This window comes from Kocuria sabuli, from assembly GCF_040981185.1.
GTDB lineage: Bacteria > Actinomycetota > Actinomycetes > Actinomycetales > Micrococcaceae > Kocuria > Kocuria sabuli.
In genome coordinates this window covers 90,082-116,745 of the sequence record NZ_JAVHZE010000007.1, presented here as the reverse complement: position 1 = coordinate 116,745, position 26,664 = coordinate 90,082, and the positions used below count along the sequence as shown (strand labels likewise).

Below are 26,664 nucleotides of genomic sequence, written 5' to 3'. Positions count from 1 at the left end.
GGATGTCTCGACCAGTTCGGCGTGTGCCCGTGGCGGATCTCCGGCTTTGCATCAGTATGGTCGCCGAGTCCGACATGCCTCAAGAATGCGGGCAGCCACCGTCCATGTGCTACTGCAAGCGACGACATATTACGGCGGAGTACTCATGGAGGCGCGCTACTCGCGCGCTCCGGCGGGTGAGGGTCAGGATGCCATCGGGACCAGCACGGCCGGTTCCATGATCCGCTCGACGAACTGCTGGATCACCGCGGCCGCCCTGTGCTGGGACTGCAGGACCCGGGCGTCGAGCCGGCCGGCGGAAGCCCCGGCGTGCCCGTGCAGCAGCAGCAGGGCGGACAGCACCTGCCCGAGCTCGGTCTCCGATCCCGCCGTGGCCCGCAGCAAGCGTTCGTATGCGGCCTGCACCGCGGGGGCCGGAGCGCATCCGAGCTCCTCGCCGAGCGTCCGGCGGCAGCGGTCGTACTCCTGCAGACCCTCCACGTGACGTCCCGACTGCTCCAGTCCCAGCACGAGCACGGTCCAGGCCCGTTCGTTCAAGGGGTCGTCCGTGAGCACGTTCCTCGCCTGGACGACGGAGTCCTGGCACCGGCCCAGTTCGAGGCCGGCCTCGGCCACCAGCACCCGGGCCTCCACCACGCGAGCGGCGTAGGCGTTGCGCTGGGACTCGATCCACTCGCAGCCCAGTTCGTTCTCGAGCAACGGTGCCGAGGCCACCTCCAGGGCGCGGCGGAGCATGGGGTACGCCTCCTGCGCGGAGGAGTGCCGTGCAGCGTCCAGCAGGCGGTCGAACCCGGACAGGTCCAGATCGACCATGGAGTCGTCCATGACGTAGCCGCCGTTCGTGGTCTTCAGCGGACCGCTCCTGCCCTCCCCGGGCTGGAGGTGCCGGCGCAGAACGCTGACGTAGCTCTCCAGGTTCGCAAGGGCCGCGGCGGGCGCGTGAGCGCCCCAGATCAGATCGACGAGCCGGCTCTTGGACACGGGTGTCCCCAGGTGCAGGAGCAGGACCTCGAGGATCTGCCGCTGCCGGGGCCCACCCAGTTCCTTGGACGTGAGGGTCCGGCTTCCCCGCCGGACCACGAGCGGGCCGATGACTTGCGCCGACAGCCGTGCCCCCGAGGCACCGGCTGCGGATCGAACGTTGATGTCTGTGACGTACATGATGATCACTCCCCCCGAAGTGCCTCAAGTGTGGGTGCGCCCGTCGCCGGCCGTCAGCCCTGAACGGGGGGGTGTGTCCCCCCAATTTGGGGGGTGTGCGCCACGGCATGACTTCCGCATGAGCCTGCGGGCCCGGGAACCCGGGGCGGCAGGGGCCAGGTGCGGCCCTCACGGACGCTTGGTCGGGACTGGACCCCGGGCGGGAGAGCGCTGGTCCGTGACATCGTTCGTCACGACCGGGCGGTCGCCGTCTGCCGGCCGGGCCGGTCCCGTCCGGGCCGCAGGACCTCGCAGCGACTTTCCTCCATCGCACCAACTTTTCTCCAAGGTGATGCGTCGACCTTTTAGCCATGACCACTCAGGAAGCAACAGCTGTCACCGGTGAACCGCCGGTCCAGCGGAGCCGCCGACGGTGGATGCTGCCGGCCCTGTTCCTGCTGGCGCTCCTCCTGGTGCTCGGGCGCGACGTCTTCTCCGGGGAGGAGGAGCCGTCCACGATGCTCGGCGCCTCCGGCTCCGTGCCGGGAGGCCTCGCCCGCCTCAACGGGGTGATGCCCTACCAGGAGTTCGCCGTCCTGGAGCAGCGACAGACGCCTCCGGAGCTCGACGGCGACGTCCCGAACGGCGCCCACCAGGTGATCGTGCTGCTGGAGATCACCGCCATGGAACCGGGCGGCCTCGAGTTCGACGCGGACGACTACGCGGTGGACCGGCTCGGCGGGAGCCGCTCGCCGGTGGTCTGGGCGTCCCCGTCCGAGGCGCCGCTCGCGCAGGGCGAGACGATGCAGGCGGAGCTGGTGTTCGAGGTGCCCGACAAGGCACTCGAACTGACGCTCGAGGGAGCCGGCGACGTCCGTCTCTCGATGGGGACCGAACACCACAGCGGCGCCGGGGGGCGCTGACCGGGTGGGAGCGGCCCCGCCGGGGGGGCAGGTCGTTCCACCACACCATTTTTCACGAACACGGGACCAGGCTGGTGCAGCGGTCCTGATCCAAGGGGGAACATCGTCATGGCTGTCTCGAGAAGGAACGTCCTGCTGCTGGGCGGGCTGGGAGTCGCGGGGGCGGCTCTGGGCGTGCCGACGACAGCGGTCAACGCCAAGTCGGCGAGCGCGCTCGCCGACTCCCTGATGCCCAGGCCGTTCCAGACCGCCTTCACCCAGTCGCCCGTCCTGGGCGCGGAGGACCCGGGGAGTCGGCCCACGGTCGACCCCGTCGACGGGAAGCCCATCAAGTACTACCGGGTGGAGGAACGAGCCGCTTCGGCCCAGATCCTGCCGAAGGCGGGTCTCCTGACGCCCATCCTCGGCTACAACGGCATCTTCCCCGGCCCCACGATCGACGTCTACCAGGGCACCAAGGTCGAGCTCACCGTGGTGAACAAGCTGCCGCGCCAGCACGCCCTGGACGGTCACAGCCTGGACACGTCGACCCACCTGCACGGCTCCGCCTCCCTGCCCCAGTACGACGGCTACGCCAGCGACATCACACGGCCGGGCTTCCAGAAGACGTACAAGTACCCGAACTTCCAGGGCGCCCGGACGCTGTGGTACCACGACCACGGGGTCCACCACACCGCGCTCAACGCCTACTCGGGGCTGGCGGGGCAGTACCACATGCACGACGCCAACTCGGAGCGGCTCCTGCCGCGCGGGAAGTACGACGTCGCCCTCACCGTCTCCGACGCGATGTTCGCCGCCAACGGATCCCTGGGCTACGAGGACAACAGCCAGTCGGGACTGTGGGGGGACGTCGTCCTCGTGAACGGGAAGCCCTGGCCCGTCATGAAGGTGCAGAAGCGGGTCTACCGGTTCCGGTTCCTGAACTGCTCCATCTCCCGGTCCTACCGGCCCAGGCTCAGCACGGGGGACCCGCTCGTCATGGTCGCCACGGACGGAGGGCTGATGCCCACCGCTCAGGCCGTGCGCGAGTACCGGCACGCCAGCGCCGAGCGCTACGAGTTCCTCATCGACTTCAGCAAGTACAAGACCGGACAGCGTGTCGAACTGCAGAACCTGTCCAACGACAACAACGTCGACTACGACTTCACCGACAAGATCATGGCCTTCGACGTCGTGGGTGATGCCGTGGACACGTCCGATCCCACCTGGAACCGGATCCCCACGACGCTCGCCGGCAGCGAGGTGATGGACCTGCAGGAGAGCCAGGCGACCAGGACACGGCGCTTCCGGGTGGAGCGCTCGAACGGCATGTGGACGATCGACGGGGTCACGTGGGAGGACGTGATCGCCAGCAACTACCGCAAGGTCGCCGCGGAGGTGGAGCTGGGCGCCACGGAGATCTGGGAGTTCGAGAACAGCTCGGGCGGGTGGTTCCACCCCATGCACATCCACCTGGTGGACTTCAAGATCCTGGGCCGCAACGGCAGGGCTCCGTTCGCCTACGAGCTCGGGCCGAAGGACACCGCCTATGTGGGCGAGAACGAGACCGTCCGGCTGCTCATGAAGTTCGGCCCCCACACGGGCCGGTACATGGTGCACTGCCACAACCTGGTCCACGAGGACCACGACATGATGGTGCAGTACCAGGTCGGAGAGTCCCAGGACCCGGACCCCAACGATCCGATGACGGCGGCACCGGCGGTGCCGGCCGGGACGACCGCCCCCGCCCCGTCGCCCACTCCGACGCCTTCGCCGTCCGAGACTGCAGGCCCGTCGCCGTCCGCGTCGCCGTCGCCGTCCGCTTCGCCCTCGCCCACCAAGAACTCGGGGAAGGGAAACCAGACGAGGGAACCGCGTCCTGGCAAGTGATCCGGTCGTCGCCGCGGCCGAGGACGCCCGGCCACCGTTCCCGCCCGAGAAGAAAGGATGAGCCGACATGGCAGCGCTGAGCACCGCATCGCCCCCGGACCAGGAGGCGGGGGCCCGTCACCGACCCGTCGGCCGCAGGACCGTCTGGGCCGTCCTGCTGGGCCTGGTCCTGGTTCTCGCCGTCCGGATCTGGCTGGTCGAACCCGTGGTCGTCGCCTCGGACAGCATGGAGCCCACCATGGGGGAGGGGAGCGTCGCACTGCTCCTGAAGCCGGATCCTGATCCCGACCGGGTGTCCGCGGGCACCACGGTCGTGTTCCCCCATCCCGAGGACGCCAGCACGACCGTGAAGCGGGTCGTGGCCACTGGCGGGCAGACGGTGGCGATCGAGGACTCCGTCCTCGTCGTGGACGGGAGGGCGGTCGACGAGCCGTTCGTGGACCACAGCCGGATCGACGGCACCTATTTCGGTCCGGTCACCGTCCCCGACGGACACGTCTTCGTGATGGGCGACAACCGGGGCGTGTCGGTCGACTCCCGGCACTTCGGCGCCGTTCCGGCCGAGACCCTGGAGGCCACGGTCCTGCTCCCCCGGACCTAGATCCGCCGCCCCGCGGCACACAGACCGGCGGGCCCGGGACCTCTCCCCTCGTCCCGGGCCCGCTTTCCCCCTGTCACGAACGGGAACCCAGCAAGGTATTTCCAAGCCTCGGACCGTTTCCTGGATTGCACAAGCACACCTCGGGGGAGAGGAACACCTGATGAGAGCCATGAAGAAAATCCGCGTGCCGGAGGGGGCCGAGGCGTCCGGGGGAGTCTCGCGCCGAGGCGTCATCACCGGCCTGATGGCCGGTCTGGCCACGCTGCCGGTTGCGGGCCAGGCGCAGGCCGCGCCCAAGGCGCCCTCGCCCAAGGCACCCGTTGCGGGGCCCTCGTCGTCCCCGGTGCTGAGCGCGGCCCGGTCCGGCCACGGCGTGGGGGCTCCCCGCGGCTCCGACATCGCGATCACCGCGGGCCGGACCAGAGAGGGACGCTTCGGCGTCATGTTCAAGAAGCTCCCGGCATTCGCGCCGGACGACGACCTGCTGGCGGACCTCGCACAACAGATGGTGGACCGCACCCCGCCGCTGGCCGACGTCTCGCTCAGCAACGACGGGTTCGACAACCCGGACATCCCGGCCGGTTACGCATATCTGGGCCAGTTCATCGACCACGACATGACGCTCGACAAGACCCCCATGCCGCAGCAGGAGATGGATCCGAGGGGCCTCACCAACTTCGACACCCCGTTCTTCGAGCTGGGGTCCGTCTACGGCAGGGGGCCGGACGCGGATCCCCAGCTCTACGATCCGGCGGATCCGCGTCGGATGCGCCTCGGCCAGAACCTCGACGGCTTCCCCGACCTGCCGCGCAACGCGGACGGCACCGCGATCATCGGGGACCACCGCAACGACGAGAACCTCATCGTCGCCCAGTTCCACCTCACCTTCCTGCAGCTGCACAACAAGTTCATCGACGCCGGCAAGACCTTCGAACAGGCGCAGCAGCTGACCCGGTGGCACTACCAGTGGCTGATCGTGCACGACTTCCTGCCCCACATCGTGGGCCAGGCCCTGGTGGACAGCATGCTCAGGCCCCGCCGGGGCGGGCCGACCGGGGTGGACTGCCGGTTCTACAAGCCCGGCAACCCCACGCGGCCCATGATGCCCATCGAGTACTCGGTGGCCGCGTACCGCTTCGGCCACAGCATGATCCGCGCCGAGTACGAGATGCACGACGCGGTCACCATTCCCTTCTTCGGGAACCCGTCCAACGACCTCCGGGGGTCCCGCCCGCTGCCGACCATCGCTCGGGCCGACTGGAACTACTTCTTCGACGTCCCCGGGATGAGCGTGCCGGACGACCGCAACATGACCCGGCTGATCGACACCAAGCTGGCGCTCCCGCTCGACGAGCTCCCACCGACCGTGGTGCAGCACGTCGACGGCGCCATCCTCTCACTGGCCCACCGGAACCTGCTGCGGGGCAAGCGGCTCGGCCTGCCGGCCGGGCAGGACGTCGCCAGGGCCATGGGCGTGGCCCCCATCCCCAACGACAGGCTCGGGCTCACGGACCCCCGCTGGAACGGCCGGGCGCCGCTGTGGTTCTACGTGCTGAAGGAGGCGGAGCTGCTCGGTGGGCGGACACTCGGCCCGGTCGGCGGGAGGATCATCGCAGAGGTGGTCCTGGGCGTCCTCTCCCTGGACCGCACGTCCGTCCTCAACGCCCCCACCGGGTGGGCGCCGGAGAGGACGCCCTTCGCGTGCGGCGACTTCCTCGAGATGGCCGGGGCCCTCGAGAACATGCCCGTCGGCAACGAGGACGAGGGAGCCGAGGACGAGGGAGCCGAGGACGAGCTCGAGGTCGAGGTGGAGGAGCTCCACGTGGAGGGCGACGCCGAGGCGGAGCTCGAACCGGCCGGCTGACCACGGCCGGACACCAGGATCGGCGGACCACGCACGGGACCGTCCTGCCCACCCGGGCAGGACGGTCCCGTGCGTGGTGGGGGATCGACCGGTGACCGAGGGCCACCCACCCGTCTCTCCGTCCTCGGTCTTCCCGCCTTCCCTTCCTGTCCGTGCGGACGGAGTCCGCACGGACGCGCTCCGCCTGCCACGGGCCGTTCCCGCCCTGCGGTCCTCGTCGTCGGCGGGCCGGCCGGCGCGGAACAGGCCGGGACACGGGAGCGCACAAGAGTGGGGCCCGTGCTCCGACAGTCATCGGAGCACGGGCCCCACAGGGGAGGCGGTCTACGTGTTCGACGTCACCCGGCTGCGACCGCCCCTCTTGCTTCGCCACCGCGTGTGGACTGCACGAGCACGTTCGTGACCGTGCCGCTGGGTGCCGGCCGCAGCCTCAGCTCCCAGTTGCCCAGGGTGTCCACCTGTGCCGTGCCGAGCTTCCGCTTGGACGTCCCGTCCGCGGCCACGTCATAGACATTGACTGACGTGGGCGGCTGCAGCAGCGTCGGGGCGCCCTGGACGACGGCCGTGCCGCCGAGCCGGAACTCCTTGCCGGCCCGGTACCTCGCACCGGCGGCGATGGAGACCTCGTCGTCGCTGTTCAGCGTGACCCTCGCAGGAGCGCTCTTGTTGCCGGCGGCGTCCGTGACCACCAGCTGCAGCACCGGGTTCGCGTCCGGCGCCACGGGTGCCGCGGCACTGGTCGTGGTGAAGAAGGGAACCGTGACCTTGGGCTTGGCCACGTCCTTCCGGTCGAACGCCACCTCGGGACCGCTCACCTGGGACCACTCGTAGGTGACGGCGCCGGCGTTGTCCTTGGAGCCGCTGCCGTCCAGCTCGGTGGCGATGCCGCGGGCCACCGAAGCGGTCAGCGGGGCGACGGCAGCGGTCGGGTTCTCGGTGTCGTCGGCCGGAGGCCCGGCGGGCGGAGTCCCGGCGCCGGGGGTGCCGCCCTCGACCACGGTCACGCCGCCGTTGTCGGGGCTCACCGGAATCGGCGCGAGGCCCCTGGGCGATTCCTCGCCGCCGGTCACGACGACCGGGACGGTGGCCTTGCTGGTGCCGGTCGAGACGGTGACGTTGACCGGAGGAGCAACGGTGTCGAACGAGCCCTGGTGGGTGCCGTCGGCCCCGGCTGCCATGTCCCCGAATCCGTCGACCTTCGCGGAGGCGGAGGTCGTCTTCGCCACGACAGTCAGCTTCGTGCCGTCGTACGTGGCGGAGGTGGGGACGGAGACGTCACTCACGCGCACGGTGCTGGTGCTCTGCGGGTCGTCGGTGAGGTTCGTGACGGTCACCTCGCTCGGCGCCGCCCCGTCGACCTTGACGCGGGCATAGGCGAGCTCGGAGCTCCCCGGCGCCTTCTCCATGGGCGTGGTGGCGATGCCCTGGCCGGACACCTCGAGGGTGTCACCGCGGCTGGTGGCGAAGACATCGATGTAGCCGTCGTTGACGACGGCGTGCTCCGCCTTCACCCCCGTGTTGGTGGCGATCTTGCCCTGGACGGTGAACAAATCGGTCGAATTTGTGACGGAATCACCGGTCGAGGTCGTGCCGGACACCGAGAAGGTGGTCCGGATCCCGCCCACGATCTTGTGCGGCACGTCCGGGTTGCCCAGGTAGCCTGCGGGGGCCCCGGTGTCCCACTTCAGGAACGGGCCGAGGTTGCTTCCCAGGGGCGTGTTGAAGTTGCCGACCGCGGGAGAGATGTCCTCCACGAGCTTGGCGTTGCCCTCGGCGTCGGTGTCGACCTCGATGGTCCCGTAGGGGTGGGGGAAGGAGAGCGTGCTGTTGGCCGGTCCGTCCTTGACCACGAGGCGCTGCCGGGCGAACACCATCTGCTCCCCGTCCGCCACCTCGTTGCCGAAGGCCGCCTCCAGCCCGAGCGTCAGGACCGCGCTTCCCCCACCGGGCAGGTCCAGCTCGGAGCCGGCCAGCATGTAGAAGATCTCGTGGGGGAAGTTGCGTGCGACCCCCTCCCGCGGAAGAGCGAGAGGCTGCTCGGGATCGAAGCCCTCCTCCGCGGCCAGGCCGCACAGCGGGTTCGTGCCGTCGTCGCACAGTTCCAGGCGGGTTCCGGTCCTGTCCTCGTACCAGGCCGGGAACCCGTACTTGCTGTTCACCGGCCCCACGGCCACCAGCTGATTCTTGTTCGTCTCGGTGACCTTGGTGGCGGCGACCGCGGCGCTGATGCCCGTGGCGCCCAGCGCCAGGGCGAGGGATACTGCAAGACTCCGACGGAGGCGAAGTCCTCGCGGTGGGTCCCTCAACAGTTCCTGGGGGCCGGTTGACGTGCTCATGATGTCTCCTCATAGAGCGATGGTGATGACATCGCAAATATGTGGAGGGACTCTTGGAAAAACCCTGTTGCAGATGTGATCGGCATCGACATCGGATCCGGTCCGCACAGGGCCGGAGGAGTACGGCACGAGGTGGGCCGGAGCGCGGAGCCCTGCGGGGGAACCGTCCTGACCCGATGTTCCGCGGGATTTCGGTCCTGGAGCTTGCCGGGGAGCGGTGGGAAACAGATGCCTCGGACCGTCCTGGGGAGAGGCACCAGGGAGCCTGACGTCCTGCGACGCAGACGGACTTCACGGTCTCCTCGCCGAAGACCCCTCTGGCTGACATCGCTGCCGCCCTGCCGACCCCTGTCGCCGGCTGAGCCCCACGCCCGGGGCCACCGCACCCCAACGGTACATGGAAACGTGTACTGTCAGAGCATGACCACGGTGACCGTCACGCATGCCGCCGCTCTGACCCGGCTCGGCCACGCCCTCTCGGAGGGCGTCCGCACCCGGATCCTGCTGAGCCTGCGGGAAGCTCCGGCCCGTCCCTCGGACCTCGCCGAGGCCTTGGACGTGTCCAAGCAGGTGATCTCCAACCAGCTCGCGTGCCTGCGCGGCTGTGAACTCGTGGAGGCCACTCGTGAGGGGCGCAGCACCTGGTACCGGCTGGCCGATCCCCGGCTGGGCGGTGCCCTGGGGGACCTGCTGGAGCTGGTGGCCACCGTGGACCCGACCTGCTGCTCCCCGGAAGGATGCACCTGCGCATGAGCTCGATCTCTCTCGGGCCCCGGCCCCTTCCGGCGGCCCGGCGTGCGGTCCTGCACCGGAGGGTGCGGTGGATCGTGGCCGGCACCATCACCTACAACGTCCTCGAGGCGATCATCGCGATCACCGCCGGCACCGTGGCCTCCTCCTCGGCGCTCGTCGGCTTCGGTCTCGACTCCGTCGTGGAGGTGCTGTCCGCCGCCGCGGTGGCCTGGCAGTTCGCCGCTCCGGACCCGCACCACCGGGAGCGGGTGGCCATGCGGGTGATCGCCTTCTCCTTCTTCGGGCTCGCCGCCTTCGTCTCCGTCGACGCGCTGCGCGCCCTGCTGGGGGCCGCCGAGCCGGAGCACTCCCCGGTGGGGATCGGGCTGGCGGCGGTGAGCCTGGTGGTCATGCCGCTGCTGTCCTGGTTCGAGCGCCGCACCGGCCGCGAGCTGGGCTCCGCCTCCGCGGTGGCCGACTCCAAGCAGACCCTGCTGTGCACCTATCTCTCGGCCGTGCTGCTGGTGGGCCTGCTCCTCAACAGCACGCTGGGCTGGACCTGGGCCGACCCGGTGGCCGCACTGGTGATCGCCGCCGTGGCCGTGAAGGAGGGTCTGGAGGCCTGGCGCGGGGACGCCTGCTGCACGCCCGCGGCCGTCCTCGTCGGCGCGGACGGAGACGGCGACGACGGATGTGGCGGTGGCTGCTCCTGCTGCTCGTGAGCACGCTCCCGAGGTGTGCGGCCCACCCGTGGGCCGGTGTCTCGGCGTCGGGGCCGTCGGCGGTCTCGTAGGGGAGCCGCGCGGCAGAGGAGTCGCCGCTTGCACCCTGCGTGCTCAGCCGCGGAGCCGGGCCACCGCCCCGGCCTGGTGCAGCACCTCCTGGCGCTTCTCGTTCTCGAGGAAGGCCAGCAGCGCCCGGGACAGCTCCGGGTCCTCGGAGGCGACCGAGTCCCGGGCCACGGCGACCCGGAAGTTGTGCGCGAACGCGTCGATCGCGGTCTGCGACACGCAGGTGTGCGTCGAGATCCCGCACACCACGAGCTGCTCCACGCCGAGGTTGCGCAGCCGGGCGGCGAGGTCCGTGTCGAAGAACGCGCTGTCCCGGGTCTTGACCAGGCCCGTCGCGCCCTCGGTGTCGAGGCCGGTCACGTACTGCGACTGCTCCGTGCCGGGATAGGCGAAGCCCTGTCCGTCGTCGTGCATGTTGACCGTCCAGGTGGAGCGGTCCCGCTCGTGCTGGGTGCGGACCAGCAGGACCGGGCAGTCGCCGTCGCGGGCCGCCGCGATCAGCTCGTTGATCTTTCCCGTCACGGACTCCCGCTGCTCCTCGAGCTCGGGGAACTCGAAGTAGGAGTTCTGCATGTCGATGACGAGCAGGGCCGTGCGGCCCTCCGCGCGGTGCTGGGTCATGGCGTCCTCTCCGGTGGGGTCGCCGACGCGGGGCGTCGGCGCGAAGTGATCTGGTCAGTAAACTTACTGCCAATGGCCCGGGCGCTCCAGCCGCCGTGCCGCTGGGGTAGCCTCGGGCGCATGGCTTATCACGCGGACGCCCTGGAGCTCGAGGGCAAGGAGATCCTGACCTGGGAGCGCTTCGGCGAGGCGACCCAGGAGCTCGCCCGGAGCGTGGTGGAGAGCGGCTTCCTGCCGGAGATCATCATCGCGGTGGCGCGCGGAGGCCTCCTCCCGGCGGGCGCCCTGTCCTACGCGATGGGTGTGAAGCTCTCCGACGCGATCAACGTGGAGTTCTACACGGACGTGCACCAGACGCTGCCGGACCCGGTGCTGCTCGCCCCCATGCTGGACACCGAGTCCATCGCGGGGCGGAAGCTGCTCGTCGTCGACGACGTGGCCGACTCCGGACGCACCCTCGCCCTGGTGCTGGAGCTGCTGCGCGGCTTCGGCGCGGAGGCCCGGTCCGCGGTGATCTACGCCAAGCCCCGCTCGGTCGTCGCGCCGGACTTCGTGTGGCGGGCCACCGACGAGTGGATCGTCTTCCCGTGGTCGGCCGCCCCGCCGGTCACGGCCGGCTCCTGACCGGTGCCCCGTGATCGCCGGATCCCGGGGCTGAGGACGGCTGCGGCACGGTGCCGTCTTCTCAGCGCAGCGCCGCGCGCACCCCGGGCCGGCCGGCCACGACCAGCCACAGGACGTTGACCGCCACGAGGGCGGCGGTGCTCAGGGCCGGCAGCACGTCGCCGCCCAGGAGGAGCACCGCCAGGTCGACGACGTCGCCGAGCACGGCCAGGCAGCAGAAGACGAGGCCGAGGATCCAGCCCCACTGCATCTGCTCCCGCAGCGGGAACCAGACGAGGGCGTAGAGCGCCGTCGTCAGGACCACTCCGTAGAGCGCCAGCACGGCGGCCGGCCCGCCCCCGGGGATCCACGGGACGCGGAGCACGTCCTCCATGCCGGACAGGAGCGTGAGGGGACCCGTGAGCGCCTGCACCACGGTGTCCGCCACGTTGACCCCGAGCGAGAGCAGCGTGAGCCGCAGCAGCAGCCGCAGCGGGGCCGTCCTGGGCGGCCGGGCCGGGACCGGCGGGGAGCCGTGCGGGGTCTGGGTCATGACCGGTGCCTCCTGGCGCGCGCGGTGTGCTCACCGCCGAACCTACCGCTCCGGGACCGGCCGGGCACGGGCGCGTCCCGGCAGTGGCGCAGGACACCCCGGTCCGGGGTCCGGGGTACGCTGGGCGGGCAGGCACCGACGGCGCGACCGGTCGTCGGTCGTGCGCGGTCCGGCCCCGACCGACGAGCCAGGAGCAGCCGAGACATGACGACGCATCCCGACCGGCCCCCGCACGCCGACCCCAGCCCCGCCGAGGTGATCGACGCGCCCCTGCGGGCCGACGTCCGGCGCATCACCACCCTGCTGGGCGAGACCCTGACCCGCCAGCGCGGCGAGGAGCTGCTGGACCTCGTCGAGCAGGTCCGCCGGCTCACCAAGGACGCCAAGGCCTCCGGGGCCGACGACGCCGCGGGCCAGGTCCGCGAGCTGCTCGGCTCGCTGCCCCTCGACCGGGCGACGGACCTGGTGCGGGCCTTCGCCCACTACTTCCACCTGGCCAACGCCGCCGAGCAGGTGCACCGGGTGCGCGTGCTCGGCCGCCGGCCCGAGGACGAGGGGTGGCTCGCCGCGGCCGTCACCGACGTCGCCGCCGAGGCCGGTCCCGACGCACTGCGGGAGGCGGTGGACAGCCTCGACGTCCGGCCGGTGTTCACCGCGCACCCCACCGAGGCCTCCCGGCGCTCCGTGCTGACCAAGATCCGGCACCTCTCCGACATCCTGGCCCGCGAGACCCCCGAGGGCTCCGCCGCGCGCCGCAGCCAGGACCGGCGTCTCGCCGAGCTGATCGAGCTCCTGTGGCAGACCGACGAGCTGCGCCAGAACCGCCCCACCCCGCTCGACGAGGCCCGCAACGCCCTGTACTACCTGCGGGAGGTCCTCACCGAGACCATGCCCGTGCTGCTCGCGGACCTCGAGGACCAGCTCTCGCAGCACGACGTGCACCTGCCGGCCGGCCCCCCGCCGCTGCGCTTCGGGTCCTGGATCGGCGGGGACCGGGACGGCAACCCCAACGTCACCCCCGAGATGACCCGCCGGGTCCTCCAGCTGCAGGGGCAGGCTGCCGTCGACGTCGCCCTGAGCTTCCTGGACGTGCTGGTCTCCCGGATCTCCTCTTCGACCGCCATCGTCGAGATCGACCCCGAGCTCCGGGAGTCCGTGGAACGGGACGTGGCGCACCTGCCCGGCCTGGACCCGCGGGTGCTCGAGCTCAACGCGCAGGAGCCGTACCGGCTCAAGCTCACCTGCATCAAGGCCAAGCTGATCAACACGCGCCGCCGGTTCGCGGAGGAGACCGTCCACGAGCCGGGCCGGGACTACCGGACCACCGCCGAGCTCGTGGCCGACCTGGACGTGGTGGCCCGCTCGCTGCGGCACCACACGGGCGCGCTCGCCGCCGACGGCTCGCTCGCCGCGGCGACCCGCACCATCGCCGGCTTCGGCCTGGGCCTGGCCACCCTGGACGTCCGCGAGCACGCCGACGCCCACCACGAGGCCGTGGGGCAGCTGCTCGACCGGCTGGGGGAGCTGGACCGGCCCTACGCGGACATGGACCGTGCCGCGCGCGCGGCGGTGCTCGCCGGGGAGCTCGCCGGCCGCCGTCCGCTCGCCCCGCCAGGACTGTCCACGGGTGCCGTGCACCTCGACGGCGACGCCGACCGGACGTTCGCCGTCTTCCGGGAGATCGCCCGGGCCCAGGAGATCTACGGCGAGGAGATCGTCGAGACCTACATCGTGTCCATGACCCGCGACGCGGACGACATCCTGGCCCCCGTGATCCTGGCCCGCGAGGCCGGGCTGGTGGACCTCACCGGCGAGCAGGACCGCGCCACCCTCGGCTTCGCTCCGCTGCTGGAGACGGTCCAGGAGCTGCGCCGCTCCGCGGAGGTCATCGACGCGCTGCTCTCCGACCCGGCCTACCGGCGAGTGGTCGCCGCGCGCGGGAACATCCAGGAGGTCATGCTCGGCTACTCCGACTCCAACAAGGAGTCCGGAGTGATGACCAGCCGGTGGGAGATCCACCGGACCGAGCGCCGGCTGCGCGACGTCGCCGCCCGGCACGGCGTGCGGCTGCGGCTCTTCCACGGCCGCGGCGGGTCCGTGGGTCGCGGCGGCGGGCCCACCCACGACGCCATCCTGGCCCAGCCCAGCGGGGTCCTGGCCGGCGAGATCAAGTTCACCGAGCAGGGCGAGGTGATCAGCGACAAGTTCTCCCTCCCCGCGCTGGCCCGCGAGAACCTCGAACTGTCCCTGGCCGCCGTGCTGCGTGCCACGGCGCTGCACCAGGACCCGCGCTCCACCGAGCAGGAGCTGGAGCGCTGGGGCGAGGTCATGGACGTGGTCAGTGACGCCGCCTTCGCCGCCTACACCGGCCTGGTCGAGGACCCCGACCTGCCGGAGTACTTCCTCTCCGCCACCCCGGTGGAGCAGCTGGGCGCGCTGAACATCGGCTCCCGGCCGGCCAAGCGCCCGTCGTCGGACAAGGGCCTGTCCGGGCTGCGGGCCATTCCGTGGGTCTTCGGCTGGACGCAGTCCCGTCAGATCGTGCCCGGCTGGTTCGGGGTGGGCTCGGGGCTGCGCGCGGCCCGCGAGTCGGGGATGGAGGAGGACCTGCGCGACATGCTGGAGCGCTGGCACTTCTTCCGCTCCGTGATCTCCAACGTGGAGATGACCGCGGCGAAGACCGACCTGGAGATCGCCGCCCACTACGTCCGGGCGCTCGTGCCCGAGCGGCTCCAGCACGTGTTCGAGACGATCCGCCGCGAGTACGAGCTCACCCTCGACGAGCTCGCCCGGCTCACAGGGCAGACGGAGCTGCTGGACGGCAGCCCCACCCTGAAGCAGACGCTCGAGGTGCGGGACCAGTACCTCGATCCCATCTCCTATCTCCAGGTGGAGCTGCTGCGCCGGATCCGGGAGCAGGGCGCCGAGGGCCGGGAGGTCGACGAGGGGCTGCAGCGGGCGCTGCTCATCACCATCAACGGGGTGGCCGCCGGGCTGCGCAACACCGGCTGACCACCCGGGCGGTCCGTCCCGCCGAGGTCCCCGCCCCGTCCGGTCCCGGTGCGCCGCGCGGGTTCTTCAGGGGTGGGGCGCCTCGGCGCCCGTCCACCTCAGTGCTCGTCCACCTCGGTGCTCGTCCACAGGTGCCGGTGCAGGAACCCGGCCTGGTCCTCGATCATCCGCTGCTGCCAGGGGTCCTCGTAGATGTCGAAGTGCCCCACCGGGTAGCTCAGCACCTCTCCGCGGGGTGCGGTCCGGGCGATGTCGGCGGCGGCCCGCGCGTTGGTCTCGGTGTCGTGCTCGGCCACGCAGACCAGGAGCGGCGCAGCGACCCGTTCGGCGGTACCCTCCAGGTACTTCGGCGGGTGCAGGAAGAGCCGGGCGGCGAACTCGTTGCGCCACGTCGGTCCCGTCCCGGCCGCCCGGGCGAGGAAACGGTGATGGTCGGGATCGATCACCGCTCCCACACCTCCCGGCGGGGCGAAGACCGGCAGGTAGTACGGCGGGCGTCCGCGTCTGGCCCGCACCTCGTCCCGCACGGCCGCGCCCATCAACCGCACGCCGGCTCGCGCGATGGTTCTCAGCGGCACACCCTTGCGCTGTCTCTTGGCCCGGATCTCCTCCCGGATGCTCCCGGAGCCCATTCCGAACTCCGGCACCTGGGCCACCACGGCGCGGATGCGCGGATCCTCGGCGGCCAGGCGCAGCACGTGGCCACCGGAGAACGAGCTGCCCCACAGGGACACCGCCTGCGGATCGATCTCCGGCAGGGACCGGGCCGCCTTCACGGCGGCCCGCCAGTCCTCCAGCTGCTCGGCGACATCGACGACCTGCCGAGGCTCTCCCCCGCTGTCGCCGAAGTGGCGGTAGTCGAAGGTCAGCACGGCCAGGCCTCGGTCCGCGAAGGCCCGGGCGTAGGCGGCCAGCTGGTCCTGGGTGCCCGTGAACCCGTGGCCCATCACCACCCCCGGGCGCGCGCCGTCCTCGGCGGGCCGGTACAGCCTTGCGGTGCACCGCGTCCCGCCGGAGTCGAATGCGACGGTTCGGATCATGACCTCGTCCTCCTGCTCCCGGCACCACGTACAGGACCATGATGCGCCCCGGGTGACGTTCCGGCCCCGGGCCCTCAACCACGCGGCAGGCGGGCAACCGGGGCCTGGCCGGTGACGAGGACTCGGACGCCCTGTCGTCGGCTCCGGTGGTGGTCGACAAGAGCGGAAGCGCCGTGGGGGAGACCTCATGACACTGGGAAGGCCTTCTTGTTGACTGTTAACAGTCGCTCGCAGTAGCGTGACCTGTAGCACATCCCGTTGACGGCTTCAGGCAAGGACGCACTACATGTACCCTCCCCGACTGGGCTGCTCGTCCATCAGCTTCCGGCACCAGCCGCTGCCCGAGGCCCTGCGCACCATGCGTGAGCTCGGCTTCCAGGAGATCGACCTGGGTGCTCTGCCCGGGGTCTGCGACCACGTCCCCTACGTGCTGGACGAGGCCGCCGTGGATCGTGTGGCCGCCGACGTGAGGGCCTCGGGCCTGCGCGTGCGCTCGGTCAACGGGGACGTGGGCGACCTCAACGCGGTGCTGGACGAGGAGCGGCGCACGGAGCGCGCGGAGCACCTGGACATGCTGCTGCGGCTCACGGCCGCGGTCGGCGCCGACGCCCTGGTCCTGCCCTGCGGTGCACTGGACCACGAGCCGATCCGGTCCCTCGAGGAGGACGTCCGGACGGTGGCCGCCGAGCTGGCCGGCGCGTCCGGGCGTGCCGCCGCGGCCGGCGTCGAGCTGTGGTGCGAGTCGTTGCACTTCTTCCGCCTGTGCTGGAACGAGGACCGTGCGCAGCGACTGGCGGACGAGCTCGAGGGCACCGGGGTGGGGGTCGTCATGGACTTCAGCCACATCGTCGCCTCCGGCGGGGATCCGGTGCGCTTCGCCGAGACCTTCTCCGACCGGATCGCGCACGTGCACCTGCGCGACGCCACCGCGGGAGACATCAACCTGAGCATCGGCAACGGCGATGCCGACTTCGCCTCCGGTCTGCAGGCCCTCGAGCGGACCGGGTACACCGGCCACTTCTCGCTCGAGCTCGAGACCCGGGACGTCACCCACGAGCAGCGCCCGGAGGCCGCGCGCGCGGCCGCCGAGTACATCTCGTCCCTGCTGTAGGACCCATTCCCAACCACCCATAGGAGCACCATGTCGACCATCCAGCGCACCGCCGTCATCACCGGAGCCACGTCCGAGAAGGGCATCGGGGCCACCACGGCCCACCGTTTCGCCCGCGAGGGCTGGGCCGTCGTGATCCTGGACCTCGACGGCGAGAAGTCCTCCCAGGTCGCCCAGGGCATCGCGGAGGAGCACGGCGTGCCGGCCTTCGGTCACGCGATCGACGTCTCGGACGAGGCCTCCGTGGCCACCGCCCGTGACGCGGTGGCCGCCGAATCGGCGGCCGGCAACCTTCCCCCGGTCGGGGCCGTGGTCAACATCGCCGGCATCACCTCCCCGGTCCCCTTCCTGGAGACCACGCTCGAGCTGTGGCACAAGGTCATGGACGTCAACGCCACCGGCACCTACCTGGTCACCAAGGCGTTCCTGCCCGAGATGATCGACCAGGGCTGGGGCCGGGTCGTGAACATGTCCTCCGTCTCGGCCCAGCGCGGTGGCGGGGTCTTCGGCAAGGTGCCCTACTCCTCGGCCAAGGCCGCCGTCCTCGGGTTCACCAAGGCGCTGGCCCGCGAACTGGGCCCGACCGGTGTCACGGTCAACGCGGTGACCCCCGGTGCGGTCGACACCAACATCCGCGTGGGCAGCACCGACGAGCAGGAGGCCGCCATCGCGGCGGGCATCCCGGTGGGGCGCACGGCCACCACCGAGGAGGTCGCGGCGGCGATCACGTTCCTCGCCTCCGAGGACTCCTCCTACCTGACCGGTGTGACTCTCGACATCAACGGCGGAAGCCACATGCACTGAGCGGCTCGTCCGCTCCGTGCCCGCCGCCTCCCCGCACCTGCGGGGAGGCGGCGGCATCACCTTCCAGGAGACACCATGCACGGTCCGGCCCGCCCTCACCCTTCTGCTACGCCCCACTCCCCGAGATCGACGGGGGTGCGGGTCCATGACATCTCCGAGCTCCGGGCCGGCGACGTTGTCGAGATCCGGCTCTGGGACACGGTGCGCTACCGGGGAGCGGTCGACATGGTCTGCCCTCGGCTGGGTGTGCTGTGGGTCCTGGACGGTCCCCTGGGTGAGCGGACCCTGATCCACGCCTGCGAGTTCACCATCTGGAAGATGCCCCGTCCCGTGCGCGCCCGGTGAGCAGTGCAGGCACAGGACCGATCGGCGTGCCACGACAAACGGTGAGGGCCGGACGGAGAACTTCTCCGTCCGGCCCTCACCGTTGTGCGGTGTCCTGCTCGGGGGTGGTGGCCTCAGCCGACGGCCTCGGTGCGGCGGGGGTGGAGCAGGGTCCTGACCTTCTCTGCGATCTTGGCCGTGGAGACCCCGTAGCGGTCGTTGAGGGTGGGCAGGGCTCCGGCGTCGAGGAACTCGTCGGGCAGCCCGATCGGGGTGATCTGGCGCAGCACCCCGTCGCGGACGGCCGTGTGGGCGACCGCGTCGAAGAGCCCTCCGATCACGGTGTGGTTCTCGCAGGTGAGCACCAGCCGGTCCTTGGCCAGCTCGGCCAGGATGGTCGCCTCGTCGAGGGGCTTGAGGGTGGGCACGTGCAGGACGGCGACGTCGACCTTGTCGGCCTCCAGGGCCTTGGCGGCCTCCAGGGCGCGCTCGGTCATCAGGCCGGTGGAGATCAGCAGCACCTCGGCCCCGTCGCGGATCAGCTTGGCCTTGCCGAGCTCGAAGGTGTAGTCGTACTCGTCGAGCACCCGCGGGACCTTCCCGCGCAGGATGCGCATGTAGGTGGGCCCGTCGTGGGCGGCCAGCTGCGCCACGGCCTGTTCGATGTCCACCGCGTCGCAGGGGTCCACGATCGTGAGGTTGGGCATCCCGCGCAGGATCGCCACGTCCTCGGTGGCCTGGTGGGAGGGGCCGTAGCCGGTCGTGAGCCCGGGCAGGGCGCAGACCATGTTCACGTTGAGGTTCGCCTCGGCGATGTCCAGGCACAGGAAGTCGTAGGCCCGGCGGGTGGCGAAGACGGAGTAGGTGGAGGCGAAGGGCACGAAGCCCTCCATCGCCAGGCCCGCCGCGGCCCCGAGCAGGGCCTGCTCGGCCATGCCGACCTGGTAGAACCGGTCCGGCATCGCATCGCGCAGGATGTGCAGGTCGGTGTACTTGGCCAGATCTGCCGACAGGCCCACGACCCGCTCGTCGCGCTCGGCCAGTTCCACCAGGGCGTGGCCCAGGGGCGCGGCGGTGACCCGCTGACCCTCCTTGGCCAGGGAGGCGCTCATGGCGTCGGAGGTGAGCCGCTTCTTCTGCGCCGCGCTGTTCTGAGCAGCGGCGTTCGGGGTGGTGTTCATGCCTGGGACGACTCCTTCAGTCGGTCGTGGGCCGTCTGCCACTCATCAGCGGCGACGGACATGAAGTGCAGCTTCTCGCGGTTCTCCAGGAAGTCCACGCCCTTGCCGAGCTTGGTGTTGACGATCAGGCACCGCGGCTGGGCGGCGTCGCTGGCGCGCAGCTCCTCCAGGGCGGTGAGCACCGCGGCCGCGTCGTTGCCGTCCACCCGGCGGGTGAGCCAGCCGAAGGCCTCGAACTTCCCCTCGATGGGTTCCATCCCCAGCATGTGCTGGCTCTTGCCGTCGGCCTGCTGGTCGTTGAAGTCCACGATCGCGATCAGGTTGTCGAGCTCGTGGTGGGCGGCCACGGCGGCGGCCTCCCAGGTGGAGCCCTCGTTGAGCTCCCCGTCGGAGAGGATGTTGTAGACGAACGCGTCGTTGTTCTTGCGCTTGAGCCCCAGGGCCACACCGTTGGCGATCACCAGGCCGTGGCCCAGCGACCCGCCGGAGATCTCCACCCCGGGGGTGTAGGAGGCCATCGCCGACATCGGCAGCCGCGAGTCGTCGGTCGCATAGGTCTCCAGCTCCTCCAGCGGCAGGAACTTCGCCTCGGTCAGCGCGGCGTACAGGGCGATGGCGTAGTGGCCGATGGACAGCAGGCAGCGGTCCCGGCCCTCCCATTCCGGGTCCTCCGGACGCAGGTTCAGCTGGTCGGCGTAGAGCACCGCCAGCACGTCGGCGATGTCCAGGGCCTGGCCGATGTAGCCCTGCCCCTGCACCTCGGCCTGGATCAGGGCGTTCGTGCGGATCCGGAAGGCCGCCTCCTTGATCCGCTGCAGACGCTCAGGATCCACCGGATTCGGTTCATTGGTTGCTGGCATGGATTTCACCTCGTGTGGTGTTCGTCGGGTCGGCGGGTCCTTGCGCCTTCCGGTGCGCCGGGTGGGCGCGCCCGGTGGGAGGCGGAGCCGCTGTGTTCCACCGCACTACCGACTGCTGACAGTGGCTGTGGCGTGACTCACACTAGACGAATCCTTTGTTAACAGTCAACACTCAAGGCGTGAATGTTGCGTCCTGACGTCTCTCCCCGTGCGTGGCCCCGTGCTCAGCGCCGCAGGCCAGTGCGGCAGCCGGTGGATGCTGTCATGCCGGTTCACCGTCGACGGTTGACCGATGCGTATGATCGATGTAGCACTGCACCGGCCGGAGGCACCTCTTCCGGGGTCCACGCAGGGCACGGTTGTGAAGTGGTGCGGGGCGTGGGTCTCGCCCGGCCCCGCGCTCCCGGAGGAGCGGCGACAGCCCCCCTGCTCGCCCATGAGACCCGGCACTGCAGACTTGTCCCCGACAGCTCTCCGAAGGACGACGCCGATGACCACACAGACAGCAGCCCTGGCCGGACTGGCCAAGGTGAACCTGCGCCAGCAGGCCCTCACCGCGCTGCGCCGGGCCATCACCACCGGCGAACTGCCACCGGGCACCCACCTGGTGGAGACGGAGCTGTCCGAGCAGCTGCAGATCAGCCGCGGTACGCTGCGCGAGGCCATGCGCCAGCTCCAGCAGGAAGGCCTCATCACCACCGGTGCTCGCGGCCGGCTGTCCGTGCGCAGCCTGGACGCGAAGGAGATCCTGGACATCTTCGCCGTCCGAGCAGCCCTGGAGTCCCTGGCGGTCCGGGTGCTGAGCCAGGCGGAGGACCGGGGCGCGGCCGTGGTCACCCTGCGCGAGGCGGTGCGGGCCATGGACGAGGCCGTCCACGACACCCTCGAGGAACGCATCGAGGCCGACCTGAACTTCCATCGCACCCTGTGCCAGCTCACCGGCAACGACATGCTCCTGCACTCCTGGAAGGCCCTGGAGGGGTCGATCCGGATGTCCTTCATGTGGGCCGGCATGGAACGGGCGGTGGGCAACATGCGCGTGGACCGGCACACCGCCATCGTCGACGTCATCGCCGCCGGGGACGCCGCGGCGGCCGCGGACTACATGCTCTCCCACATGGACGAAGCCGCCACCAACCTCGTCGTCTCCTAGCTCCCCACCCAGCGGGTCGGTCGACCGCACAGTGGGTGGATGACGGCCCATCCTGCGACGGAGCCGGAGGAGGCGCTGCAGCCAGGCCGGGTGCGTGGGCCGGTCGCCCGTCCCGTCGACGCCCATGGCGCGAGCTCGGCACGCCCGCAGCTCGGCCGGGGGTCGACCGTGTCGGGGGACGCCGCTGCCCTGCCGTGAGACGTCGAGGACCTTTCCGTGGAGCACGGCACCCGGATGACTTCTCTCCGGTGCCGGAGGCTCTCCTCGCGCGTCGACCAGTGCGGGCAGGCAGCGACGTCGACCGTTCCGCTGCCGGTGCCCCGGTCGATGCTGCGCTGACGGATCCAGTCAGCAGTCTCGAGCGTTGGATCCCTGCCGCGCCGGGTGCCAGCTCGCCCCCCTGCCCCTGTCGGCGGCGGCGCGGGGTGCGGATCACGTCTCCGCCTGGCGGCCCTGGGTGCCCGCATCCCCGCGGCGAGCCGAAGTGATGCTTGACACATGTGACCTACACTTCTACATTCATTGTTAACCGTCGACGGTTAGCAGTGCGAAGTGATAGTCATCGCCCCGCAGCGCGTGAGCGAAGGGGCACGAGCTCCTCCGTCTGCGGACTCGCCGACGACCACGTCGACATCGGGGCGGCGCTGAGGATCCGTCGGCGTCCGAGGCAGGCGGGGGTCTCCGCGCCGCTGCGCCGCTCCGAGGAGCGTTCCCGCCGGCCTCCTGAACGCCCCGGCACACCTACCCGTACGAGGAGAGACCATGACCCGTGGAACGCCAATAGGCCGTCGCGCCGTACTGAAGGCCCTGGCTGCTGGTTGCGGGGCGGTGGCGCTGTCCGGGTGTGCCGGCGGGTCCGGCCCACGGAACACGGATTCGGTGCGGATCATCCTGGGGCACGGAGCGGCCCCCGGCAACCCGCGGGCCCTGGGTGCCATCCAGTTCCAGGAACTCGTCCGTGAGAAGTCCAACGGCGAGGTGGAGATCCAGATCCTGGGGCAGGAGTCCGTGGGCTCCGACTCCGAGATGATGGTGTCCACCGCCTCCGGGTCGCTGGACATGACGATCAACTCCCAGGGGCCCTTCTCCTCCTACGTGCCCGAGGCGGCGCTGATCGGCCTGCCCTTCCTGTTCGAGAGCAGCGAGCACGCCCACGCGGTCGTGGACGGAGGAGAGGTGCAGGACTACCTGCGGCGGAAGGCGGAGGAGAAGGGCTTCCACGTCCTCGGGTTCTGGGACAACGGGATGCGGGACATCACCAACAGCAAGCGGCCCATCCGGTCGCCCGAGGATCTTCGCGGACTGAAGATCCGCGTCCCCGACGACCAGATGACGATCAGCATCTTCTCGCAGCTGGGGGCGAACCCCACTCCGCTGGCCTTCGGCGAGCTCTACCTGGCCCTGCGCCAGGGCGCTGTGGACGGGCAGGAGAACCCGGTGGTCAACATCAAGTCCGCCTCGCTCCAGGAGGTCCAGAGCCACCTGGCGGTCATCGGCCACCAGTACCAGGTCAACCCCTTCGTGATGTCGACGCAGCGGTGGGAACGGATGGACTCCGACATCCGCACCGTGATCGAGGACGCGGCCGAGGAGGCCAAGCGCACGCAGAGAGACCTGATGGCCGAGCAGACCGCCGAGATCTACCAGGAGTTCGAGTCGGTGCTCGAGTACACGCGCCCGGACCGGGGCCAGTTCCGGGAAGCCACCCGGCCGGTGTTCGACGCCTGGCAGCAACAGCACCCCGAGTTCTTCGCGGCCCTCACCTCGGCTGCCGAGTCCTCCCGAGCCGAGCACGGAAAGCAGGCATGATGTCCACGAACGCGAAGACGACGGCATCCGGGGCGGAGGGACGTGAGACCCCCGTCATCACCGAGGAGGATCTCGCCGTCCTCGACACGACCGGTGAGGCCAACGAGCCCCTGCACGCCACGGACCCCGTCAACCGGATCTTCCTCCGCATCGGTGGCACCCTCTGCGTGGTGCTCACCGTGGGGATCACCGCACTGGTCACCGCTTCGGTGATCCTGCGCTACTTCTTCAACTCCAGCATCCCGATCGCGGCGGAGGGCCCGTCGTACTTCTTCCCCTGGCTCATCGCCGGAGGAGCCATCGTCGCCCAGGCGCAGCTGGGGCACGTCGCCGTCGACGTCCTGGTCTCCCGCCTGGGGGAGAAGGGCTACGCCCGGGCGCAGCTGGCGATCTGGATCTTCGTCACGATCCTCGCGGCCTACCTCACCTACCTGGGGATCTACATGGCCGGCCCCATCGCCGAGCAGACGAGCCCGATCATGGGATGGCCCCAGCTGGGCAGTTTCAGCGCCTTCATCGTCATGACGGCCTGCCTGGCGCTGCAGGCAGCCGCCCGGACCTACCTGCTCTGGCGCCACGGTCCTGCCCACGCAGAGACCTTCCGGGACGACACCACCACAGGACACCTCAAGGGGATGCCGGCATGATCGAGGTAGCACTCGCCACATTTATTTTCATCGCCCTGCTCATGGCGGGGGTGCCGGTCGCCTTCGCGATCATCGCCGGCACCGTCGTGGGGCTGTTCGTCCTGGGCTCCCTGCCCATGGAGGCGCTGACCCAGCAGTCGGTCAGTCCCCTGTCCGACTACTCGATGCTGGCCATTCCCTTCTTCATCCTCACCGCGGAGCTGTTGTTCAGCGGCACGCTCGGCCGACAGGTGATCGGGCTGGCCACCCGGGTCGTGGGGCGTTTCCGCGGAGGCGTCGGCATGACGAACGTGCTCACCAACGTGGCCTTCTCCGGCATCTCCGGCTCCGCCGTGGCCGACGCCACGGGCATCGGCAAGGTCGTCATTCCGTGGACGAAGAAGATCGGGTACTCGGCCGGGTACGGCGCAGCGGTCAACGCGTCGTCCTCCGTCCTGGGCGTCATCATCCCGCCCTCGATCCCGATGATCCTGTTCGCCGCCGCCTCCGGGGTGTCCGTCGCGGCCGTCTTCAACGCCGGGATCGGACCGGGCATCCTCATGGCGGGCCTGTTGCTCTTCGGCTGCTGGTTCGTCGCCGTCCGCGAGGGCTTCCCCCGGATCCGTGCCAAGCTGACCCCGAAACGCTTCCTGATCGACCTGCTCTTCGCCACACCGGCGATCATCATCCCCGTCATCCTCATCCGCGTGGTGCTGTTCACCGGCATCGCCACGGTGACCGAGGTGGCCGTGCTCGCCGTCGTCTACGCGGTGGCCGTCCGGGTGCTGCTGTACCACGACCTGAACACCTCACAGCTGATCAAGATCATCGTGAACTCGGCCGCCGCCAGCGCGGTCGTCCTCCTGCTGATCATGTTCTCCAGTGCCCTGGCGTGGCTGCTCACCATCCAGGAAGCACCCCAGTCCCTGGCCGCCTTCATGACGGAGAACTTCCAGTCCCGCACCACCGTCATCCTGGCGATCGTGCTGATCCTGCTGCTGACCGGCATGTTCCTCGACATGGCACCGGCGATCCTGCTCCTCACCCCGGTGCTGCTCCCGCTGGCCACCGCCGTGGAGATGGATCCCGTCCACCTGGGCCTGATCATGGTGACGACCCTGGCGATCGGCCTCTACACCCCACCGTTCGGCACCACCCTCTACATCTCGGCGTCGATCGGCAAGGTCTCCGTCATCGAGACCACCAAGGCCCTGTGGCCCTTCTACCTCCTCGCCGCCCTCGTCGTGGTCGTCGTCGCCTTCTTCCCGCAGTGGGTCGGAGTGATCTGATCCCGAAAAGGGCGCTCGGCGACCGGAACGCCTGCCGACACGGGCCTGGATCCACCTCCCTGGATCCAGGCCCGTGTCCGTGCCCTCGGGGTCGCAGGGGGCCTCCGGGCGACCGCGGTGACCTCGGTGCTTGGCAATCGCCGTCCCCGGGCGCATCCTGAACACGGGTCCTCAGCGGATCACCCCTGGGAGGCGAGTTCCCATGACGCGCCCACGCCACCGCAGCACCTCGCACACCCGCGACCTGTGGGCCGACGCGATGGGGCGGGCCACCATCCGGGCCCTGCAGGGGCTGGTGCTGCTCGCCGCGGCCGTCGTGGTGGTCTACGGGCTGATCCAGCTCAAGCTCGTGGTGATCCCCCTGATGATCGCCCTGATCCTGGCCGCGGCGCTGAACCCGGTCGTCGCCCTCCTCCGCCGGCACCGCGTGCCCGGCACCCTGGCCACCTGGATCACCTTCCTGGCCGCGCTCGTGGTGCTGGGCGGCGTGGTCACGGGCATCGTCCTCGCCGTGCGCAGCGAGTGGGACGAGCTGGTGGTCTCCGCGGTGGCCGGGCTGGAACGGCTGCGGGAGTTCATCGTGGCGGGACCCGTCCCGATCGGTCAGCAGGCCCTCGACGAGGCCATCACCGCCGTCGTGGACTTCACCACCAGCCCCCGGTTCGGCGCCGGGGCGCTGCTCGGGATCTCCGCGGCCACCCAGGTGCTCACCGGCGCCGTGCTGGCCGCCGTCATCCTCTTCTTCTTCCTCCAGGACGGGGCCCGGATCTGGCATTTCTTCCTGGGCCGTTTCCACGGCGAGACCCTGGAGCGGCTGCTGGCCTCGGGGGTCACGACCCTGCACGTGCTGGGCAACTACGTGCGGGGCACCGCCGTGGTGGCCCTGCTGGAGGCGGTGGTGATCGGGGTGACCCTGCTCGTGCTCGGGGTGCCGCTGGCGCTGCCCCTGGCCGTGCTGATCTTCCTGGGCGGTTTCGTCCCGATCGTCGGGGCGGCCCTGATCGGAGCCGTGGCGGCCCTGGTGGCGCTGGTGGCCAACGGCCCGGTGGTGGCGCTGGTCGTGGTGGCGGTCGTGGTGGCCATCAACCAGCTCGACGGCCGGGTGCTCCAGCCCATGGTGATGGGCCGGGCGCTGAGCCTGCACCCGCTGGTGGTGCTGCTGGCCCTGGCCGGGGGAGGGATCCTCTCCGGCATCGTGGGAGCGGTGCTGGCCGTGCCCCTGACCGCGGTGGGCTGGGCCCTGATCCGGATCTGGTTCCCGGACCCCCGCGCACCCGGCTCGCCCTCGGGTCGAGAAGCGCGCTCGGGCGCCGTGCTCCCGGAACGATCCGGCCCGGCACGGGGATGACGCCCGCGGAAAGGTGCCCCCGGGTTCCGGGCCGGGGCAGCACGGTGACCGCTCCGTGCACCGTCGGCGCTGCA

Annotated in this window: 23 protein-coding genes; 16 read left to right on the top strand and 7 right to left on the bottom strand. The window is 70.5% G+C overall.

Going from position 1 to position 26,664, the window contains the following annotated elements:
* Positions 1–183: 183 nt before the first annotated feature.
* Positions 184–1,161, bottom strand: coding sequence for an AfsR/SARP family transcriptional regulator (locus RE027_RS09300; RefSeq protein WP_368807968.1), 978 nt, complete (start codon positions 1,159–1,161; stop codon positions 184–186).
* 350 nt (positions 1,162–1,511) lie between these two features.
* Between RE027_RS09300 and RE027_RS09295 the strand changes: the two genes are divergently transcribed.
* The 4 genes from RE027_RS09295 to RE027_RS09280 all read left to right on the top strand — a co-directional run bounded on the left by RE027_RS09295 (position 1,512) and on the right by RE027_RS09280 (position 6,397).
* On the top strand, positions 1,512–2,063 hold the full coding sequence (locus RE027_RS09295) for a hypothetical protein (protein WP_368807967.1): 552 nt from the start codon (positions 1,512–1,514) through the stop codon (positions 2,061–2,063).
* Positions 2,064–2,171: 108 nt separating this feature from the next.
* Entirely contained in the window at positions 2,172–3,932 is a 1,761-nt protein-coding gene (locus RE027_RS09290; RefSeq protein ID WP_368807966.1) for a multicopper oxidase family protein, read from the top strand.
* 67 nt (positions 3,933–3,999) lie between these two features.
* Positions 4,000–4,533 (top strand): signal peptidase I, encoded by a 534-nt coding sequence (lepB, locus tag RE027_RS09285; protein WP_368807965.1) that lies wholly within the window; start codon positions 4,000–4,002, stop codon positions 4,531–4,533.
* Between the two features lie 160 nt (positions 4,534–4,693).
* The gene (locus tag RE027_RS09280; RefSeq protein WP_368807964.1) at positions 4,694–6,397 is read left to right on the top strand and encodes a peroxidase family protein; all 1,704 of its coding nucleotides are present in this window, start codon (positions 4,694–4,696) and stop codon (positions 6,395–6,397) included.
* Positions 6,398–6,735: 338 nt separating this feature from the next.
* On the opposite strand, the gene RE027_RS09275 is transcribed toward RE027_RS09280, so the two are convergent.
* On the bottom strand, positions 6,736–8,733 hold the full coding sequence (locus tag RE027_RS09275; RefSeq protein ID WP_368807963.1) for a hypothetical protein: 1,998 nt from the start codon (positions 8,731–8,733) through the stop codon (positions 6,736–6,738).
* Positions 8,734–9,153: 420 nt separating this feature from the next.
* On the opposite strand from RE027_RS09275, the gene RE027_RS09270 reads away from it, so the two are divergent.
* Together RE027_RS09270 and RE027_RS09265 are read left to right on the top strand one after the other, a co-directional pair.
* Positions 9,154–9,486 carry an ArsR/SmtB family transcription factor gene (locus RE027_RS09270; RefSeq protein WP_368807962.1) on the top strand — a complete coding sequence of 111 codons (333 nt, stop codon included), beginning with the start codon at positions 9,154–9,156 and terminating at the stop codon, positions 9,484–9,486.
* A complete protein-coding gene (locus RE027_RS09265; RefSeq protein WP_368807961.1) occupies positions 9,483–10,187 on the top strand; it encodes a cation efflux transmembrane domain-containing protein in 705 nt (234 codons plus the stop codon). The genes RE027_RS09270 and RE027_RS09265 overlap by 4 nt, the downstream gene beginning before the upstream one ends.
* A gap of 114 nt (positions 10,188–10,301) precedes the next feature.
* Here the strand turns inward: RE027_RS09265 and RE027_RS09260 are convergent, their stop codons facing one another.
* On the bottom strand, positions 10,302–10,877 hold the full coding sequence (locus RE027_RS09260) for a cysteine hydrolase family protein (protein ID WP_368807960.1): 576 nt from the start codon (positions 10,875–10,877) through the stop codon (positions 10,302–10,304).
* Between the two features lie 120 nt (positions 10,878–10,997).
* Between RE027_RS09260 and RE027_RS09255 the strand changes: the two genes are divergently transcribed.
* Positions 10,998–11,501 (top strand): phosphoribosyltransferase, encoded by a 504-nt coding sequence (locus RE027_RS09255; RefSeq protein WP_368807959.1) that lies wholly within the window; start codon positions 10,998–11,000, stop codon positions 11,499–11,501.
* A 61-nt stretch (positions 11,502–11,562) separates the two neighbouring features.
* Here RE027_RS09255 and RE027_RS09250 read toward each other — a convergent pair whose 3' ends face one another.
* On the bottom strand, positions 11,563–12,033 hold the full coding sequence (locus RE027_RS09250; RefSeq protein WP_368807958.1) for a hypothetical protein: 471 nt from the start codon (positions 12,031–12,033) through the stop codon (positions 11,563–11,565).
* A 204-nt stretch (positions 12,034–12,237) separates the two neighbouring features.
* Between RE027_RS09250 and ppc the strand changes: the two genes are divergently transcribed.
* Positions 12,238–15,045, top strand: a complete 2,808-nt coding sequence (ppc, locus tag RE027_RS09245; RefSeq protein ID WP_368807957.1) for a phosphoenolpyruvate carboxylase — start codon at positions 12,238–12,240, stop codon at positions 15,043–15,045.
* 98 nt (positions 15,046–15,143) lie between these two features.
* Here ppc and RE027_RS09240 read toward each other — a convergent pair whose 3' ends face one another.
* Complete coding sequence (locus tag RE027_RS09240) at positions 15,144–16,085, bottom strand: alpha/beta hydrolase (protein ID WP_368807956.1); 942 nt, start codon at positions 16,083–16,085, stop codon at positions 15,144–15,146.
* 286 nt (positions 16,086–16,371) lie between these two features.
* Here RE027_RS09240 and RE027_RS09235 point away from each other — a divergent pair, with 286 nt between their 5' ends.
* From RE027_RS09235 to RE027_RS09225, 3 genes are all read left to right on the top strand, one after another.
* Complete coding sequence (locus RE027_RS09235) at positions 16,372–17,196, top strand: sugar phosphate isomerase/epimerase family protein (protein ID WP_368807955.1); 825 nt, start codon at positions 16,372–16,374, stop codon at positions 17,194–17,196.
* A gap of 30 nt (positions 17,197–17,226) precedes the next feature.
* Entirely contained in the window at positions 17,227–18,000 is a 774-nt protein-coding gene (locus RE027_RS09230; RefSeq protein ID WP_368807954.1) for an SDR family NAD(P)-dependent oxidoreductase, read from the top strand.
* 135 nt (positions 18,001–18,135) lie between these two features.
* Positions 18,136–18,345 carry a hypothetical protein gene (locus RE027_RS09225; protein ID WP_368807953.1) on the top strand — a complete coding sequence of 70 codons (210 nt, stop codon included), beginning with the start codon at positions 18,136–18,138 and terminating at the stop codon, positions 18,343–18,345.
* A gap of 113 nt (positions 18,346–18,458) precedes the next feature.
* Here RE027_RS09225 and RE027_RS09220 read toward each other — a convergent pair whose 3' ends face one another.
* Together RE027_RS09220 and RE027_RS09215 are read right to left on the bottom strand one after the other, a co-directional pair.
* A complete protein-coding gene (locus RE027_RS09220; RefSeq protein ID WP_368807952.1) occupies positions 18,459–19,505 on the bottom strand; it encodes a transketolase family protein in 1,047 nt (348 codons plus the stop codon).
* Positions 19,502–20,365: a transketolase gene (locus tag RE027_RS09215; protein ID WP_368807951.1), complete on the bottom strand. Its 864-nt coding sequence runs from the start codon at positions 20,363–20,365 to the stop codon at positions 19,502–19,504. Before RE027_RS09215 ends, RE027_RS09220 begins: the two co-directional genes overlap by 4 nt.
* Positions 20,366–20,855: 490 nt before the next feature.
* Between RE027_RS09215 and RE027_RS09210 the strand changes: the two genes are divergently transcribed.
* The 5 genes from RE027_RS09210 (at position 20,856) to RE027_RS09190 (ending at position 26,590) form a co-directional block, all read left to right on the top strand.
* Positions 20,856–21,518 carry a GntR family transcriptional regulator gene (locus RE027_RS09210; protein ID WP_368807950.1) on the top strand — a complete coding sequence of 221 codons (663 nt, stop codon included), beginning with the start codon at positions 20,856–20,858 and terminating at the stop codon, positions 21,516–21,518.
* 879 nt (positions 21,519–22,397) lie between these two features.
* Entirely contained in the window at positions 22,398–23,327 is a 930-nt protein-coding gene (locus RE027_RS09205) for a TRAP transporter substrate-binding protein (protein ID WP_368807949.1), read from the top strand.
* Positions 23,324–23,974: a TRAP transporter small permease gene (locus RE027_RS09200; RefSeq protein ID WP_368807948.1), complete on the top strand. Its 651-nt coding sequence runs from the start codon at positions 23,324–23,326 to the stop codon at positions 23,972–23,974. The genes RE027_RS09205 and RE027_RS09200 overlap by 4 nt, the downstream gene beginning before the upstream one ends.
* A complete protein-coding gene (locus RE027_RS09195) occupies positions 23,971–25,242 on the top strand; it encodes a TRAP transporter large permease (protein ID WP_368807947.1) in 1,272 nt (423 codons plus the stop codon). Before RE027_RS09200 ends, RE027_RS09195 begins: the two co-directional genes overlap by 4 nt.
* 202 nt (positions 25,243–25,444) lie before the next feature.
* The gene (locus RE027_RS09190) at positions 25,445–26,590 is read left to right on the top strand and encodes an AI-2E family transporter (protein ID WP_368807946.1); all 1,146 of its coding nucleotides are present in this window, start codon (positions 25,445–25,447) and stop codon (positions 26,588–26,590) included.
* The last annotated feature ends 74 nt before the right edge of the window (positions 26,591–26,664 follow it).